Annotated in this window: 10 protein-coding genes; 3 read left to right on the top strand and 7 right to left on the bottom strand. The window is 69.2% G+C overall.

The features are described 5' to 3' along the window. Window positions 1–22: 22 nt before the first annotated feature. Both QZM15_RS17255 and QZM15_RS17260 read right to left on the bottom strand, forming a co-directional pair. Window positions 23–187 carry a hypothetical protein gene (locus QZM15_RS17255; RefSeq protein WP_180278226.1) on the bottom strand — a complete coding sequence of 55 codons (165 nt, stop codon included), beginning with the start codon at window positions 185–187 and terminating at the stop codon, window positions 23–25. A gap of 68 nt (window positions 188–255) precedes the next feature. Continuing rightward, a complete protein-coding gene (locus QZM15_RS17260; RefSeq protein ID WP_302106869.1) occupies window positions 256–2,172 on the bottom strand; it encodes a DUF3857 and transglutaminase domain-containing protein in 1,917 nt (638 codons plus the stop codon). Between the two features lie 675 nt (window positions 2,173–2,847). Between QZM15_RS17260 and QZM15_RS17265 the strand changes: the two genes are divergently transcribed. Then, on the top strand, window positions 2,848–3,711 hold the full coding sequence (locus QZM15_RS17265; RefSeq protein WP_060315856.1) for a crotonase/enoyl-CoA hydratase family protein: 864 nt from the start codon (window positions 2,848–2,850) through the stop codon (window positions 3,709–3,711). A 48-nt stretch (window positions 3,712–3,759) separates the two neighbouring features. Here QZM15_RS17265 and pdeR read toward each other — a convergent pair whose 3' ends face one another. The 4 genes from pdeR to QZM15_RS17285 form a co-directional block, all read right to left on the bottom strand. Then, window positions 3,760–5,763: a cyclic di-GMP phosphodiesterase gene (gene pdeR / locus QZM15_RS17270; protein ID WP_302106870.1), complete on the bottom strand. Its 2,004-nt coding sequence runs from the start codon at window positions 5,761–5,763 to the stop codon at window positions 3,760–3,762. Between the two features lie 575 nt (window positions 5,764–6,338). Further along, window positions 6,339–9,977: a hydantoinase B/oxoprolinase family protein gene (locus tag QZM15_RS17275; RefSeq protein WP_302106871.1), complete on the bottom strand. Its 3,639-nt coding sequence runs from the start codon at window positions 9,975–9,977 to the stop codon at window positions 6,339–6,341. Between the two features lie 121 nt (window positions 9,978–10,098). Continuing rightward, a complete protein-coding gene (locus tag QZM15_RS17280) occupies window positions 10,099–11,397 on the bottom strand; it encodes an MFS transporter (protein WP_059579978.1) in 1,299 nt (432 codons plus the stop codon). 83 nt (window positions 11,398–11,480) lie between these two features. Further along, complete coding sequence (locus QZM15_RS17285; protein WP_059640380.1) at window positions 11,481–12,254, bottom strand: putative hydro-lyase; 774 nt, start codon at window positions 12,252–12,254, stop codon at window positions 11,481–11,483. A gap of 205 nt (window positions 12,255–12,459) precedes the next feature. On the opposite strand from QZM15_RS17285, the gene QZM15_RS17290 reads away from it, so the two are divergent. Together QZM15_RS17290 and QZM15_RS17295 are read left to right on the top strand one after the other, a co-directional pair. Continuing rightward, window positions 12,460–13,392, top strand: coding sequence for a LysR family transcriptional regulator (locus tag QZM15_RS17290; protein ID WP_059579973.1), 933 nt, complete (start codon window positions 12,460–12,462; stop codon window positions 13,390–13,392). A gap of 155 nt (window positions 13,393–13,547) precedes the next feature. Then, window positions 13,548–14,405: a hypothetical protein gene (locus QZM15_RS17295; protein WP_302106872.1), complete on the top strand. Its 858-nt coding sequence runs from the start codon at window positions 13,548–13,550 to the stop codon at window positions 14,403–14,405. Window positions 14,406–14,415: 10 nt separating this feature from the next. Here the strand turns inward: QZM15_RS17295 and QZM15_RS17300 are convergent, their stop codons facing one another. After that, on the bottom strand, window positions 14,416–14,742 hold the full coding sequence (locus tag QZM15_RS17300) for an antibiotic biosynthesis monooxygenase (protein WP_302106873.1): 327 nt from the start codon (window positions 14,740–14,742) through the stop codon (window positions 14,416–14,418). Between the last annotated feature and the right edge of the window lie 56 nt (window positions 14,743–14,798).

A 14,798-nucleotide genomic window follows, 5' to 3' on the forward strand; every position in this document is an offset into this window, starting at 1 on the left:
TGGTGGTGGCGGCCCGCGGGCGTCACTTCAACGCGTCGAGCCGGTCGACCAGCGCCGTCGCGCACCGCACCGCGAGCGCCGCGCACTGCTCCGCGTCGACTGCCGCGCCGGTCGCGACCGTGCCCTGCACGATCCTGCCCAACAATTCCTTCGAGAGTTCGGCGATCTCGTGATCCCGTTCCGTCATGATGTCCTCCTTCGCGTCGGCGATTCCGGTGATTCGCCCGTTCGGAGCGAATGCCGTGCCCGCGCCGCTCAACGCTGCTTCGCCCGCACGACGATCTGCGCCTGCGTGTCGCGCTCGATGCGCTCGAGCGACGCGCGCAGCGCCGTGAATTCGGCCGGCGTACAGACCTGCCGGCCGAAATCGGCGTTCATCCGCCGCGTGACCTGCACGACCCGCGCGGCCGCATCGAACACGTAATGCGACGTGAAGTCGACGAAGCGGTCGTGCACGGCCGTATCGGCCGGCAGGTCGGTCACGGCGACGCCCGCCGGCAGCGCGATCTGGCCGCTCTCGTCGAACGTGCCGCCGAGGCAACCCCACGGCTGCGTGCGCACGGGCTCGGCCAGCCACGTCTCGACCTGTGTCGCGATGCCGCCCGTGACGCTCGACAGCGCGGGCAACGCGGTCGTGCCGTCGGGCCACACGAAATGATCGAGCGTGCCGGTAATCATCACGTCGAACGGGCCTGTCGACCCGCGCCGGTCGCTGGTCGACAGTTGCGCGCGGCCGCGCAGGCCGCTTTGCCGCAGGCGCTCGTTCGCGAGTTGCGCGATGCGCTCGCGCGACGCGCGGCGAAACAGGTTGCGCTCGAGCTCGGCCGTCCAGCCGTCGTCCTCGACATAGGCCTGAACGCGCGCGGGGCCGGGCTGCGCGGCATCGATCGCGATCCGTGCGATGCGGCCGCGCGGCTGCGTGGCCGGCGTGCGCGACAGCACGCCCGTATCGACCAGCAGCGCGGGGCGGTCCATCACGATCGGCGGCAGGTAGCCGAACGCGATGCCGGCCGTCGTCGTATCCGCGTAGAGGCCGAGATCGGGCAGCCACGTGATCGCATGATTGATCGCGCCGGCGCCGTAGCCGGGCACCGACGGCAGCGTGTACACGGCGCCGAGATTGATCAGCACCGGTTCGCTGCGAATGCCGACCGCCGCGAGCAACGCGCCGAACAGCGCGACGTGATCCTTGCAGTCGCCGTAGCGGTTGCGCAGGATGTCGGCGACGCGATGCGGCGCGGCGGCCGTTTCGCCGAGAAACAGCCCGACGTAGCGCACGTTCGCCTGCACCCAGTCGTACAGGATGCGCGCCTTGTCGCGCGGAGCGACGGCATCCGCCGTGAGCGCACGCGCCAGTTGCACGACGGCCGGATCGTTCGCGCCCGGATCGACGGCCGCGTTGCGGTAGCGCGCGGCGAACGCCGCGTAGTCGGGCAGCGTCGACACGACGAGCCGGTCGCCGTAGGTCGGGTAGCCGACCGCGCCGCTCTCGATGCGATCGTACGCGCCGTGCCGGTAGTCGAATTCGTAGCGCGTGCGGCCGTTCGCCGTGACGGGCGGCAGCGCGACGTAGCCGCGCGCATCCGCGTACAGCGGCATGTCGGCCGGCACGTCGAAGATCAGCCGCTGGTTGTCGACCGGCTCGCGCGACGGCTCGACGGTGTAGCCGAAATAGCCGCGATTGACGGGCTTCGTGCGGGTCTTGCGGAACGCGACGCGCGTGCTCGACCCGGCTTCGACGCCGGGGAACACGACGGTGCGCAGCAGCCCGTCCTGGAACGTCGGCGCGCCGGCCGAGCGCGGCTCCTGCACGTCGCGGATGCCGTCCGCGCCGACCGGGTGCGCGACGCCGTCGCGGTCGATCGTCTCGGCCGCGAGCAACTCCACCTTTTCGAGATTCTTGTCGAACCACACGTAGCGCTGCGCGACCGCGTCGATGCCGTTCGCGTCATTCGCGCGCAGCGTCGAATCGTCGTGCTCGTCGAGCGAGCCGTCGCGCTGGATCACGAATTCGTGGACGTCGCTGACGAGCGTGACGGGCGCCGTATCGCCCGCGTCGCGAGCATCGCGCGTGTCGTGTGAGTCGCGCGTGTCGGCCGCGGCCGCCCCCGCGCCGAACGCCATGGCGCACGCGAGCAGGCAGCCGGTCCATCGGGAAGGAAAACGCACCACGTCGAAGCTCCCGCGCGTTCGTTGCCGGGCGTCAGCACCGCGCGCCGGCACGGCAGCCCGACCCGCATGACGCGCGCATGACGGCCGCCCGCGCCACCCTCACGCGTGGCCGTCGTGCGACCCAGTGTGGGCGACGTGCCGGCGAGCGTCAAGCCGCGCCATCGGGAAGCAGACATCATGCGGAGCAACACCGATTTCAAAATCGGCGACCTCGTGATTGCGTTCGCATGGCTGCGCGTGATCCCGTTCGGCCTCTTGCCGACGGCGCCGCATCTCGAACGGCGGCACCCGACACCGATCGGCGCCGCACGGTCATGCGCGCTGCGCGATCGCTCACGCCGATCGGCCCCACCCGCTACCGTCGATCGGCGTCCCGACGTCATATTCGGCGCGCAAGCGACCGGCGACGCCGGCCGCCTCGTCGCCGGCGCGCCGCTCCGCTCGCGCCGCCTTCCCCCGCCGACCTCGGCCCCTCATCCTCATCCGCCGCCCCCCGCCCCGTCGCGCGGACGCGATCCGCACCGGCGTCCCGCTCGTGCGTTGTTCCCCGCATTTCGACATTTGTGCGCGCGCAACAATGGCGATGCCTCGCGCCTGGCGCCCGGCGGGCAACCCGATTCCCGCAGGGCGCCGGGCGCGATGGTCTTCAAAAACCACATCTCACGAGGACATACCATGCAACTCCAATCCCATCCGGCGTGCCGCCCGTTTTACGAAGCCGGCGAACTCTCGCAACTGACGGCCTTCTACGAAGAAGGCCGGAACGTCATGTGGATGATGCTGCGATCGGAGCCGCGGCCGTGTTTCAACCAGCAACTCGTCACCGACATCATCCATCTCGCGCGCGTCGCGCGCGACTCGGGCCTCACGTTCGACTTCTGGGTGACGGGCTCGCTCGTCCCCGAGCTGTTCAACGTCGGCGGCGACCTGAGCTTCTTCGTCGACGCGATCCGCAGCGGCCGGCGCGATCAGCTGATGGCCTACGCGCGCTCGTGCATCGACGGCGTGTACGAGATCTACACCGGCTTCGGCACCGGCGCGATCTCGATCGCGATGGTCGAGGGCAGCGCGCTCGGCGGCGGCTTCGAGGCCGCGCTCGCGCATCACTACGTGCTCGCGCAGAAGGGCGTGAAACTCGGGTTCCCGGAGATCGCGTTCAACCTGTTCCCGGGCATGGGCGGCTATTCGCTCGTCGCGCGCAAGGCGAACCGCGGCCTCGCGGAATCGCTGATCGCGACCGGCGAGGCGCATGCGGCCGAGTGGTACGCAGACCAGGGGCTGATCGACGAAACGTTCGACGCCGGTGACGCGTATCTGGCGACGCGCACCTTCATCGACGTGACCAAGCCCAAGCTGAACGGCATCCGCGCGATGCTGCGCGCGCGCGAACGCGTATTCCAGTTGTCGCGCTCGGAGCTGATGGACATCACGGAAGCGTGGGTGCATGCGGCGTTCACGATCGAGCCGAAGGATCTCGCGTACATGGAACGCCTGGTGATGCTGCAGAACCGGCGCGTGTCGAAGCTGCGCACGGTGTAATGCGACGGCGCCGCCGGCCGTCGGCGGCGCCTTTTTCCGGAACGAAGCTCAGGCGATCAGCCTGAGCTTTCTCGTCTCCGCGAGCCACGCCTCGAACGCCTGCGCCGGCATCGGCCGCGCGTAGTAGTAGCCCTGCGCGTGATCGACGTCGAGTTGCTTGAGGAATTCGGCCTCCGCATGCGTTTCGACGCCTTCGGCGATCACCGCGAAATTCAGCGCCTTCGCGAGCGACACGACGGAGCGCACCAGCGCCTGCGAGCGCGGATTGCGGTCGATGGCCGTGATGAAGGTGCGGTCGAGCTTGATCGCGTCGAGCGGCAGGCGCGACAACTGCGACAGCGACGAATAGCCGGTGCCGAAATCGTCGAGGTGGATTTCCGCGCCGAGCTGGCGGAACTGCCGCATCAGCCCGATCGCCGCTTCTTCGTCCTCGATGAAGCTGCTCTCGGTGAGCTCGATGTCGACGAGGCTCGGCTTGAGCCCCGCGCCGTCGAGAATCGACGCGAACTGGTGCACGATGTTCATGTCCTGCAACTGCCGCGCGGACACGTTCACCGCGATCCGGATGCCGAGCCCCTTCGCCTTCCACGCGGCGGCCTGCGCGGCCGCGGTACGCATCACCCAGCGTCCGAGCGGCGCGATCAGCCCCGACTCTTCCGCGAAACGGATGAACTCGACCGGCGCGACGAGCCCGCGATCGGGCGACTGCCAGCGGATCAGCGCCTCGACGCCGTGCACGTCGCCCGTCGCGATGTCGACGACCGGCTGGTAGTGCAGCACGAACTGCTCTTCCTCGAGCGCCTTGCGCAGGTTCGTGTCGAGCCACATGTACTTCGCGACCTTCTGGTTCATCTCCAGCGAGAACACGCGGTACGTATGCTTGCCTTCTTCCTTCGCGACGTACATCGCGGTATCGGCGCTGCGGATCAGCGTCTCGAGCGAATCGCCGTGCTGCGGATACATCGCGATGCCGATCGAGCAGCTCGTGTAGACCTCCACCAGCCCGAGGTGGATCGGCGTGCGCAGCCGCTCGAGGATGATCTGCGCGGTCGCCTCGAGCAGCGGCCGCGTGCCGTGCTCGAACAGCACCAGGAACTCGTCGCCGCCGAGCCGCGCGAGCGTCGCGCCGGACGGCAGGCAGCCGCCGATGACCGCGGACACGTCCTGCAGCAGCCGGTCGCCGGTGATGTGCCCGTAGTGATCGTTGACGCGCTTGAAGTTGTCGAGATCGAGGAACAGGATGCCGACCTGGCCGCGCGTATTGGCGTCTTCCTCCGCGATCGCCGCGCGGATGCGCTCGCTGATCGCATGGCGGTTCGGCAGCCCGGTGAGCACGTCGGTGTTCGCGAGCTCGGTGAGCCGCTGCTGCGCGTTGCGCTCCTCGGTGATGTCGATGCCCGAGCAGATCAGGAACTGCTCGTCGACGCCGCTGCCGCTCTGCACGAACTTGTTGCGGAACTGGAACAGGCGCGGCCCGTTGACCGTGTTGATGTAGCGCTCGACCGCGAACGACTGGTTGCTCGCGAAGAAGCCCGTGATGTTGCTGCGCGACTGCGCGCCCTGCTCCGGGCTCATGAACAGCTCGAACGCGCTGCGGCCGATCACGTCGACCTCGCGCTTGCCGGTCACTTCCTCGCACAGGCGGTTGAAGCGCTGCACCATCCCGTTGCGGTCGAGGATCACGACGAGCGAATTCACCTCCGACACCACCTGCTCGGCGAACGCGAGCCCGTGCGACAGATCGCCGGCGACGGATTCGGTATCGGAATAGGCGGACGCCGTGCCGGCCCAGTCGACCGTGTTGACCTTCCTGCCGACGAGATGGAGGCTGACCGGACTGCCGTACAGCACGATGTCGAGCACGAGGTGCGACGTGACGCCGGTCAGCGCGCGGATGCGCGCGGCCTGCTCGGCCGTCAGCGCGACCGCGACGTTGGTCAGGCCGCGCACCGCGGCGAGTTCGAGCGCGTTGCTGTCGCTGCCGAGACGCCAGCAGGGGCTGCGCGTACCGACATGCGCCTCAAGCACCGCGCTATCGTTTTCGTCATCCATGGACACGCCCCGATCCAGAAAAAACGCACAGTGTAGACGGAGGCGAGCGGGCCGGCCGCCTTCCCGGGACGCGCGGTGCGCGGGCCGGCAGGGCGGACGTGATTGCCGTGACGGCGAGTCTCGTCCCGTACTTGTTTGCAGCTGATGCGACCGGCGTTCGCGCGTGATGCGCAGGTTCTGCCTTACGAATGAATGATGAGAGCCATCTTATCAAATGACGATGAGGATTGGCACTCACATTTAGAGCAGAGTGTCAAGGAATTGGGACTCGATTGGCAAGCCGGATTTTTCATGATTGGCAGCGTGCGAATGGGCGGGCGTCGCGGCGCGTGCCGGGCGCCGCGTGCCACGCCGCGCGGCCCGACAGGCGGGCGGTTGCGGCCGATCCGCGAATATCGGGCCAGATCTTTTGGCGACGCCGTGGCGGCTGGGTCGACCCGGATGCCGCGATCCCGTTTTTTGCTGTTTTTGATTCAATTTGTGCGCGAATGCGCGGTTTTATTCCACAGTTCGTTGCAATATCGTCCACCCGCCGCCGGAAACCCGGCGCGGGATGTTCGCGCCGGGTGCACAGCTCAGCCTGCCGCGCCGTAGCCGCCGCCGCCCGGCGTTTCCACGACGAACACGTCGCCCGGCGCCATCTGCGCGCGGCCGATGTGATCGAGCGTCTCGACGGTGCCGTCCGCCCGCTCGATCGTGTTGCGGCCGAGCGCGCCGGCCTCGCCGCCCGCCGCGCCGAACGGCGCGTGGATCCGGTTGTTCGACAGGATCGACGCCGTCATCGGCTCGAGGAAGCGAATCCGCCGCACCGCGCCGTCGCCGCCGCGCCAGCGCCCGCCGCCGCCCGAGCCGGCGCGGATACGGTGCGAATCGAGCCGCACCGGGTAACGCCATTCGAGCACCTCCGGATCGGTGAGCCGCGAGTTCGTCATGTGCGTCTGCACCGCGCCGACGCCCGCGAAGCCGTCGCCCGCGCCGCTGCCGCCCGCGATCGTCTCGTAGTACTGGTAGCGATCGTTACCGAATGTGAAGTTATTCATCGTCCCCTGGCTCGACGCGACGCAGCCGAGCGCGCCGTACAGCGCGTTGGTGATCGCCGACGACGTCTCGACGTTGCCCGACACGACGGCCGCCGGATACTCGGGGTTCAGCATCGAGCGGGCGGGCACGATCACGGTCAGCGGCTTCAGGCAGCCGGCGTTCAGCGGGATGTCGTCGCCCACCAGCGTGCGGAACACGTACAGCACGGCGGCCATGCAGACGGCCTTCGGCGCGTTGAAGTTGTTGTCGAGCTGCGCGGACGTGCCGGTGAAATCGATCTCCGCGCGCCGCGCCGCGCGATCGACGCGGATCGCGACGCGAATCTGGGCGCCGTTGTCGAGCGGGTAGCGGTACGCGCCGTCCTGCAGCGCGCCGATCACGCGCCGTACGGCTTCTTCCGCGTTGTCCTGCACGTGCCCCATGAACGCGAGCACGACGTCGCGGCCGAACTGCGCGACCATCCGGCGCAGCTCGTCGACGCCCTTCTGGTTCGCGGCAACCTGCGCGCGCAGGTCGGCCATGTTCTGCTCGACGTTGCGCGCCGGGTAGCGGCCCGACGCCAGCAGTGCGCGTGTCTCGGCATCGCGCAGTACGCCGGCCGACACGAGCTGCCAGTTGTCGATCAGCACGCCTTCCTCGTCGATATGGGTCGAATCGGGCGGCATCGAGCCCGGCGTCGTGCCGCCGATGTCCGCGTGGTGGCCGCGCGAGCCGACGTAGAACAGCGGCGCGTCCGAGCCGTCCGCGAACACCGGCGTGATGACCGTCACGTCCGGCAGGTGCGTGCCGCCGTGGTACGGGTCGTTCAGCATGAACACGTCGCCGTCGCGCATGCGGCCGCGGTTGCGCTCGATCACCGTGCGGATGCTCTCCCCCATCGAGCCGAGGTGCACGGGCATGTGCGGCGCGTTCGCGATCAGGTTGCCGTCGCCGTCGAAGATCGCGCACGAGAAGTCGAGCCGCTCCTTGATGTTTACCGAGTACGCGGTGTTCTGCAGCCGCAGCCCCATCTGCTCGGCGATCGACATGAACAGGTTGTTGAAGATCTCGAGCCGCACCGGGTCGGCGTCGGTGCCGAGCGAGCGGCGCGTCGGCAGCGGCGTCGTGCGCGTCAGCACGAGGTTGCCCTGCGCGGTCATCCCGGCGCGCCAGCCGGGCTCGACCACGGTCGTGCCGTTCTGCTCCGCGACGATCGCCGGGCCGTCGATCGCGTCGCCGGCGAGGAGCGTGTCGCGCACGTACAGCGCCGCGTCGTGCCACTGGCCGCCGGAATAAAAGCGCACGGCCGCGTGCGCTTGCGGCGCCGCGCCCGCCTCGCGCGGCGCGAGCGGCGCGATATCGACCGGTGCGTCCGAGCGGCCGATCGCCTCGACCGACGCAAGTTCGGCCACGAGCGGCGTGCCGGGCATCAGGAACGCGTAGCGCTGCCGGTACGCGGCCTCGAACGCCTGCTGCATCGCGGCGACGCTGCCGGCCGGTACGTCGAGCGCTGAATCGGTGCCCTGGTAGCGCAGGTGCACGCGCCGTTCGGTCGCGATCCGCTCCGGCGGCACGCCCTGTTCGAGCAGCGCGCCGACGGCCTCGTCGGCCAGCCGGTCGAGCGCGGCATTCAGCGCCGGCAGCGATTCGTCGGACAGCACGGCCTCGACCGCGCGCTCGCGCATGGCCGTCTGGTCGGCAAGCCCCATCCCGTACGCGGACAGCACGCCCGCGAGCGGATGCGCGAACACCTGCGTCATCCCGAGCGCATCCGCCACGCCGCACGCATGCTGGCCGCCCGCGCCGCCGAACGTCGTCAGCACGTAGCGCGATACGTCATGGCCGCGCTGCACGGAAATCTTCTTGATCGCGTTCGCCATGCTGCCGATCGCGATCTCCAGGAACCCTTCGGCAAGCGCCTCGGGCGTCTCTCGCCGCCCGGTCGCCGCATGGATCTCGTCGGCGAGCGCCGCGAACTTCGCGACCACGCCGTCGCGGTCGAGCGGCTGGTCCGCCTGCGGGCCGAACACGCGCGGGAAATGATCGGGCTGGATCTTGCCGAGCATCACGTTGCAGTCGGTCACCGTCAGCGGGCCGCCGCGCCGGTACGCGGCCGGCCCCGGGTTCGCGCCGGCCGATTCGGGCCCGACGCGCAGCCGCGCGCCGTCGAAGCCGAGCACGGAGCCGCCGCCCGCCGCGACGGTATGGATGCTCATCATCGGCGCGCGCATCCGCACGCCGGCCACCTGCGTCTCGAACACGCGCTCGAATTCGCCGTTGTAGTGCGACACGTCGGTCGACGTGCCGCCCATGTCGAAGCCGATCACCTGGTCGAAGCCGGCCGCGCGGGCCGCGCGCACCATCCCGACGATGCCGCCGGCCGGGCCCGACAGGATCGCGTCCTTGCCCTGGAACGCATCGGCGCGTGTCAGCCCGCCACTGCTCTGCATGAACTGCAGGTTCACGCCCGGCATCTCGTGCGCGACCTGCTCGACGTAGCGGCGCAGGATCGGCGACAGGTACGCGTCGACGACGGTCGTGTCGCCGCGCGACACCATCTTCATCAGCGGCGACACCTCGTGCGACACCGACACCTGCGTGAAGCCGATGCGGCGCGCGAGTTCGGCCAGCGCGCGTTCGTGCGCGATATGGCGGTAGCCGTGGATCAGCACGATCGCGAGCGCGCGCACGCCGCCGTCGAACACGCGGCGCAACGACGCTTCGGCACCCTGAACATCGAGCGGCACGACCACGTCGCCATGCGCGCCGACGCGCTCGTCGATCTCGACGACCGTCTCGTACAGCGCGTCGGGCAGCACGATGTCGAGATCGAACAGGCGCGGCCGGTTCTGGTACGCGATGCGCAGCACGTCGCGAAAGCCGCGCGTCGTCGCCAGCGCGGTACGCTCGCCCTTGCGTTCGAGCAGCGCGTTGGTCGCGACCGTCGTGCCCATCTTCACCATGTCGACGCGCTCGGGCGTGATCGGCTCGCCGGCCGCGAGGCCGAGCAGGTGGCGGATGCCGGCCACGGCCGCGTCGCGGTATTGCTCGGGGTTCTCCGACAGCAGCTTGTGCGTGACGAGCGTGCCGTCCGGCCGGCGCGCGACGATATCGGTGAACGTGCCGCCGCGGTCGATCCAGAATTGCCAGCGTGCGGCGTCGGAGGAAACGGGGGAAAGGTGTCGATCGGTCATGATGTCGGGTCGATGCGTCGTTGATTCGAGGGACGAGCGCCGCCGCACGGCGCGCGTCGCGCGCCGTGTCACGGTGTCGATGAAAGGGGAAGAAAAACGAACGGCCGGCCGCCGCCGTCGGTCAGGCGGCGTCGAGTTCGCGGCCGCGGGTCTCGGGCAGCGTCAGCGCGGCGACGATCACCACGCCGTAGGCGGCGACCGCGAAGATGCCGATGCTCGTGCCGAGCCCGTACTGCCTGGACAGCGCGCCGATCAGGAACGGGAACAGCGCACCGATCGCGCGGCCCACGTTGTAGCAGAAACCCTGGCCGGAGCCGCGCACGCGGGTCGGGAACAGCTCGGTGAGAAACGCGCCCATCCCCGAGAAGATGCCCGAGGCGAAGAAGCCGAGCGGGAAGCCGAGCCACAGCATCGACGCGTTGGTCAGGTTCAGCGACGTGTACGAGAACGCGATCACCATCGAGCCGACCGCGAACAGGATGAAGTTCGGCTTGCGGCCGAGGCGATCGGTCAGGTACGCGCTCGTCAGGTAGCCGACCCACGAGCCGAAGATGATCATCGCGAGATAGCCGCCGGTGCCCATCACGGTGAGATGCCGCTCGGTCTTCAGGAAGGTCGGCAGCCACGTCGTGATCGCGTAGTAGCCGCCCTGCGCGCCGGTCGTCAGGAGTGCCGCGCGCAGCGTCGTCGTGATCAGCTTCGGCGCGAAGATCTCGGTGAGGCGCGGCGCGTCGGCCACTTTCGCCTGCGCGGCCTTTTCCTTCTCGTAGACGTCGGGCTCCTTCACGTAGCGACGGATCGCGACGACCAGCAGCGCGGGCGCGAGCCCGACGAGGAACAGCGCGCGCCACGCCTGCTCGGCCGGCAGCACCGAGAACAGCAGCGCATACAGCAGCGCGCAGAGCCCCCAGCCGATCGCCCAGCCCGATTGCACGAGGCCCACGGCCCGGCCGCGGTCGCGCGCGCGAATCACCTCGCCGATCAGCACCGCGCCGGCCGTCCATTCGCCGCCGAAGCCGAAGCCCATCAGCGCCCGCGCCGCGACCAGCTGGTGGTAGTTCTGCGCGAGCCCGCACAGCGCGGTGAACACCGCGAACCACAGCACCGTGAGCTGCAGCGTGCGCACGCGGCCGATGCGGTCGGACAGGATGCCGGCGATCCAGCCGCCGAGCGCCGACGCGAGCAGCGTGACCGTGCCGATGAAGCCTGCGTCGGCGAGCGAGATGCCCCAGGTCGCGACGAGCGTCGGGATTACGAACGACAGCATCTGCGTGTCCATCCCGTCGAGCATGTAGCCGACCTTGCAGCTCCAGAATGCGCGGCGCTCGCGCGGCTGCGCATCCGCGTACCACGAGAACAGGCCGCTGCGCTCGCGGCTCGCGGGCTCGGCGGCGGGCGCCGCGAAGGTCTTGCTTTCCATGGTGGTGCTCCTGTCGTTGTGCGCCGTCAAAGGGCGTGGGGTGCGGTGTGTCGTATATGCGTGGCGTACCGGATGCCGGCCGGTCAGAACACGGCCAGCGACGCGTTCGGGATGTCGGTCATCAGCATGTGGCCGGGCGTATGCGCGATCGCGATCGGCAGCTTCGCGTCCATCAGCGCGGTTTGCGGCGTCACGCCGCACGCCCAGAACACCGGCAGTTCGCCGTCGCGAATCGTCACCGCGTCGCCGAATTCGGGCGCGTTCAGATCCTCGATGCCGAGTTCCCGCGGGTGGCCGATATGGATCGGCGCGCCGTGCACGCCGGGGAACCGGCTCGTGATCTGCACCGCGCGGATCGCGTCGGCGCCGCGCAGCGGCCGCATCGACACGACCAGCTGGCCGCCGAAGATGCCCGCGCGGCGGTTCGCGATCGACGTGCGGTACATCGGCACGTTGCGACCTTCTTCGACGTGGCGCAGCCCGATGCCTTCGCGGGCGAGCATGTCCTCGAACGAGAACGAGCAGCCGATCGCAAATACGACGAAATCGTCGCGCCACAGCGCTTCGAGCGACTCGACGCGCTCGGTCAGGCGCCCGTCCCTATATATGTTGTAGCTCGGCACGTCGGTGCGGATGTCGAGATCCTCGCCCAGCGCGTCGATCCGGAACGCACCCGGTTCGCCGACGCCCAGCAGCGGGCAGGCCTTCGGGTTGGCCTGGCAGAAGCGCAGGAAATCGTGCGCGTACGCATCGGGCAGGATCGCCAGGTTCGCCTGGGCAAACGGGCCGCAATGGCCGGCGGTCGGGCCGCGGAACGCGCCGCGGCGCACGGACTGGCGGAATTCGGAAGGCGTCATGAGAATCGGTCTCGGGTCGGGATGACGTGGCGATGACGGTGGTGTGTCATCGGATACGGCGAAGAATAGAAAGGAAAAAATTTTGTCGCCAACGAGTTTTTTTGCGCCCGCTGTATAGAATTTCTTAACGTATCCGCGGGTTTTCCCCGGTCCCGTTCATTTTTCGTCGGCGGCAAGCTGCGCATCCACTGCTCGCCCGTCCACCATGAACACGCGTTTTCTCGAAACCTTCGTCACGCTCGCGAAGCTGCGCAACTTCCGCACGACCGCGGCTGCGCTGCACGCGACGCCGGCCGCGATCTCGCAGCGCCTGAAGGCGCTCGAGGACGAACTGCACACGGTACTCGTCGATCGCGACAGCCGTGAATTCCGGCTCACGCCGAACGGCGAATACCTGCTCGGCTATGCGAAAGCCGTGGTCGAGGCGACGCAGGAGCTGCAGGCCGCCGCGTCCGGCGAGAGCGCCCTGCGCGGCAAGCTGCGGCTCGGCGTGATCGAGACCGTCGTGCACAGCTGGCTGCCGCACTACATGCGGCGGCTTGCGGCCGACTATCCGCAGCTCGAGATCGACCTGACCGTCGACGTCAGCGTCGTGCTGCAGCGCCGGCTGATGGCCGGCGAGCTCGACCTGATCATCCGCGTCGAGGGCAGCGACGAGGCGTCGGTCGTATGCGATGCGCTCGCGAACTACCCGGTGCGCTGGATCGCGCGCGCCGGGCTGCTGCCGAACACGCGCACGGGCCTCGCGCGGCAGGTGCTGCGCCAGCCGATCCTCACCTACGGGCGCGGCACCGCGCCCCATCGCGCGCTGGAAGACATCGTGCGCACGCTCGCGCACGCGCACGGCGTGCCGCTGTCGGAGACGCGCATCACCGGGTCGCCGTCGATCTCCGTGATCGTGCAACTGGTGCGCGACGGCTTCGGCGTCGCCGCGATTCCGGTGCTGTTCGTCGACGCGCTGATCGAAAGCGGCGAAGTCGTCGAGCTGCCGCTGCAGCCGTCGCCGCCGTCGATCGTCGTGTCGATGTCGCGGCGGGCCGACGCGCCGCGGTTCGTGCACGGCGCATCGATCGCCGCGCGCGCGGCATGTCACGAGTATTGCGAGAAGAGCACGCGGTTGCTGGTCGAAGCGCTTTGACCGTGACGCGCCGGATATCGCGTGTTCGACATCGCGGCGCGAATCGCCCACAATCGCGTTCGGCGCGTCGCCACATCGGCGCCGCGCGTCGTGAATGACGGCCCGGCCGTCCGGCATTCGTCGCTTCGCATGATCGTGCACCACGGGAAGGCAACATGCAGATTCGCTCCGCTTCGCCCCGCCTGACCCTCGCGCGCATCGTGATCGTCGCGCTGTATGTCGCGTCGCTGCTGCTGCCCGTCGCGGCCGAACCGCCGAATGCGGCCGGCGCGGTGAGCTGGTGGCACGGCTACACCGTGCTCGCGCTCGGGCCGCTCGCGATCCTCGACCTGCAATTCGCATGGCTCGGCAACCCGCTGCTCGTCGTCGCGCTACTCAGGCCGAGCCGTACCGTGTCGGCGCTGCTGGCCGTGGTCGTGGTCTTTGCGCTCGGGTGGCATACGATCCCGACCGACGCGAACTACGAAACGATCCGTACGTTCGGGGCCGGATACTACTTGTGGATTGCAGCGATCGCGGGCGCCGCCGCGCTACCGTGGATCGACGGGCGGGGGGCGCAGGAGGGCGGTGCGCCGGGCCTTGCCGCCGGCGCCGCGGATGCGGCCGTGCCGACGGGCACCGGCCGCCGCACCGCGGCCCGGCCGAATGCCCGGCCGCGCGGCTGGACCGTGACGGCAACCGATACGCGCATCGAGTCGACCGACCGGACCGGAGCGACGCGTGGCATCGCGCTGTCCGACCTCGGCGCGATCCTGATCGAAACCAACGACCAGGGGCCGTTCGCGTCGGATGTCTGGTGGGTCCTGTTCGATACGAGCAGGCAATTCGCGTGCGCATTCCCGCAGGATGCGGAGGGCGCGAAGGCGGCGGTCGACCGGCTGCTCGACCTGCCCGGCATCGATCACCGCAAGGTCATCGACGCGCAGACGTCGATCCAGAACGCGACGTTCCCGATCTGGGAGCGCCCGGCGCGCGAACCGGCCACGCCGGGAGACACCGGCGCGACCGCCTGACCGGCAGCCGTTACGCGGAGGGCCCCGCATGCGGCGGCGTCAGCTTGCCGTCGCCGTACTCGCGAAGCACCTGCGAAATCACGACGCGATACCCGTCCAGCCAGCGCGCGTGCTTCGCCTTGGCTTCGAGATGCGCGGGATGCTGCATCAATTGCCGCAGCGCCGCCTCGGATTCCCAGTAGTAGACGTTCTGGATCAGGCCAGTTTCCGCGTTCTCCCACGTTTCCTCGCCGAGATAGCCGGGCGTCGCACGCGCCACGTCGGCGATCTGCCGGTCGAGCCGGTGGAATTCGTCGTCGTACTGCCCGGCACGGAAAATGAAGGTCGACGCGTACATGTCCGCTCGCTCTGCAACGATTGAAAGAGCGCAAGTGTAAGGCACGCGCGGCGTAC

The organism is Burkholderia sp. AU44665 (genome assembly GCF_030504405.1).
Classification (GTDB): domain Bacteria; phylum Pseudomonadota; class Gammaproteobacteria; order Burkholderiales; family Burkholderiaceae; genus Burkholderia; species Burkholderia semiarida.

Coding starts and splice junctions, on each gene's coding strand:
- QZM15_RS17265 (WP_060315856.1), top strand. CDS start 2,848: ATGCAACTCCAATCCCATCCGGCGTGCCGCCCGTTTTACGAAGCCGGC.
- QZM15_RS17300 (WP_302106873.1), bottom strand. CDS start 14,742: ATGTACGCGTCGACCTTCATTTTCCGTGCCGGGCAGTACGACGACGAA.
- pdeR (WP_302106870.1), bottom strand. CDS start 5,763: ATGGATGACGAAAACGATAGCGCGGTGCTTGAGGCGCATGTCGGTACG.
- QZM15_RS17290 (WP_059579973.1), top strand. CDS start 12,460: ATGAACACGCGTTTTCTCGAAACCTTCGTCACGCTCGCGAAGCTGCGC.
- QZM15_RS17285 (WP_059640380.1), bottom strand. CDS start 12,254: ATGACGCCTTCCGAATTCCGCCAGTCCGTGCGCCGCGGCGCGTTCCGC.
- QZM15_RS17280 (WP_059579978.1), bottom strand. CDS start 11,397: ATGGAAAGCAAGACCTTCGCGGCGCCCGCCGCCGAGCCCGCGAGCCGC.
- QZM15_RS17275 (WP_302106871.1), bottom strand. CDS start 9,977: ATGACCGATCGACACCTTTCCCCCGTTTCCTCCGACGCCGCACGCTGG.
- QZM15_RS17255 (WP_180278226.1), bottom strand. CDS start 187: ATGACGGAACGGGATCACGAGATCGCCGAACTCTCGAAGGAATTGTTG.
- QZM15_RS17295 (WP_302106872.1), top strand. CDS start 13,548: ATGCAGATTCGCTCCGCTTCGCCCCGCCTGACCCTCGCGCGCATCGTG.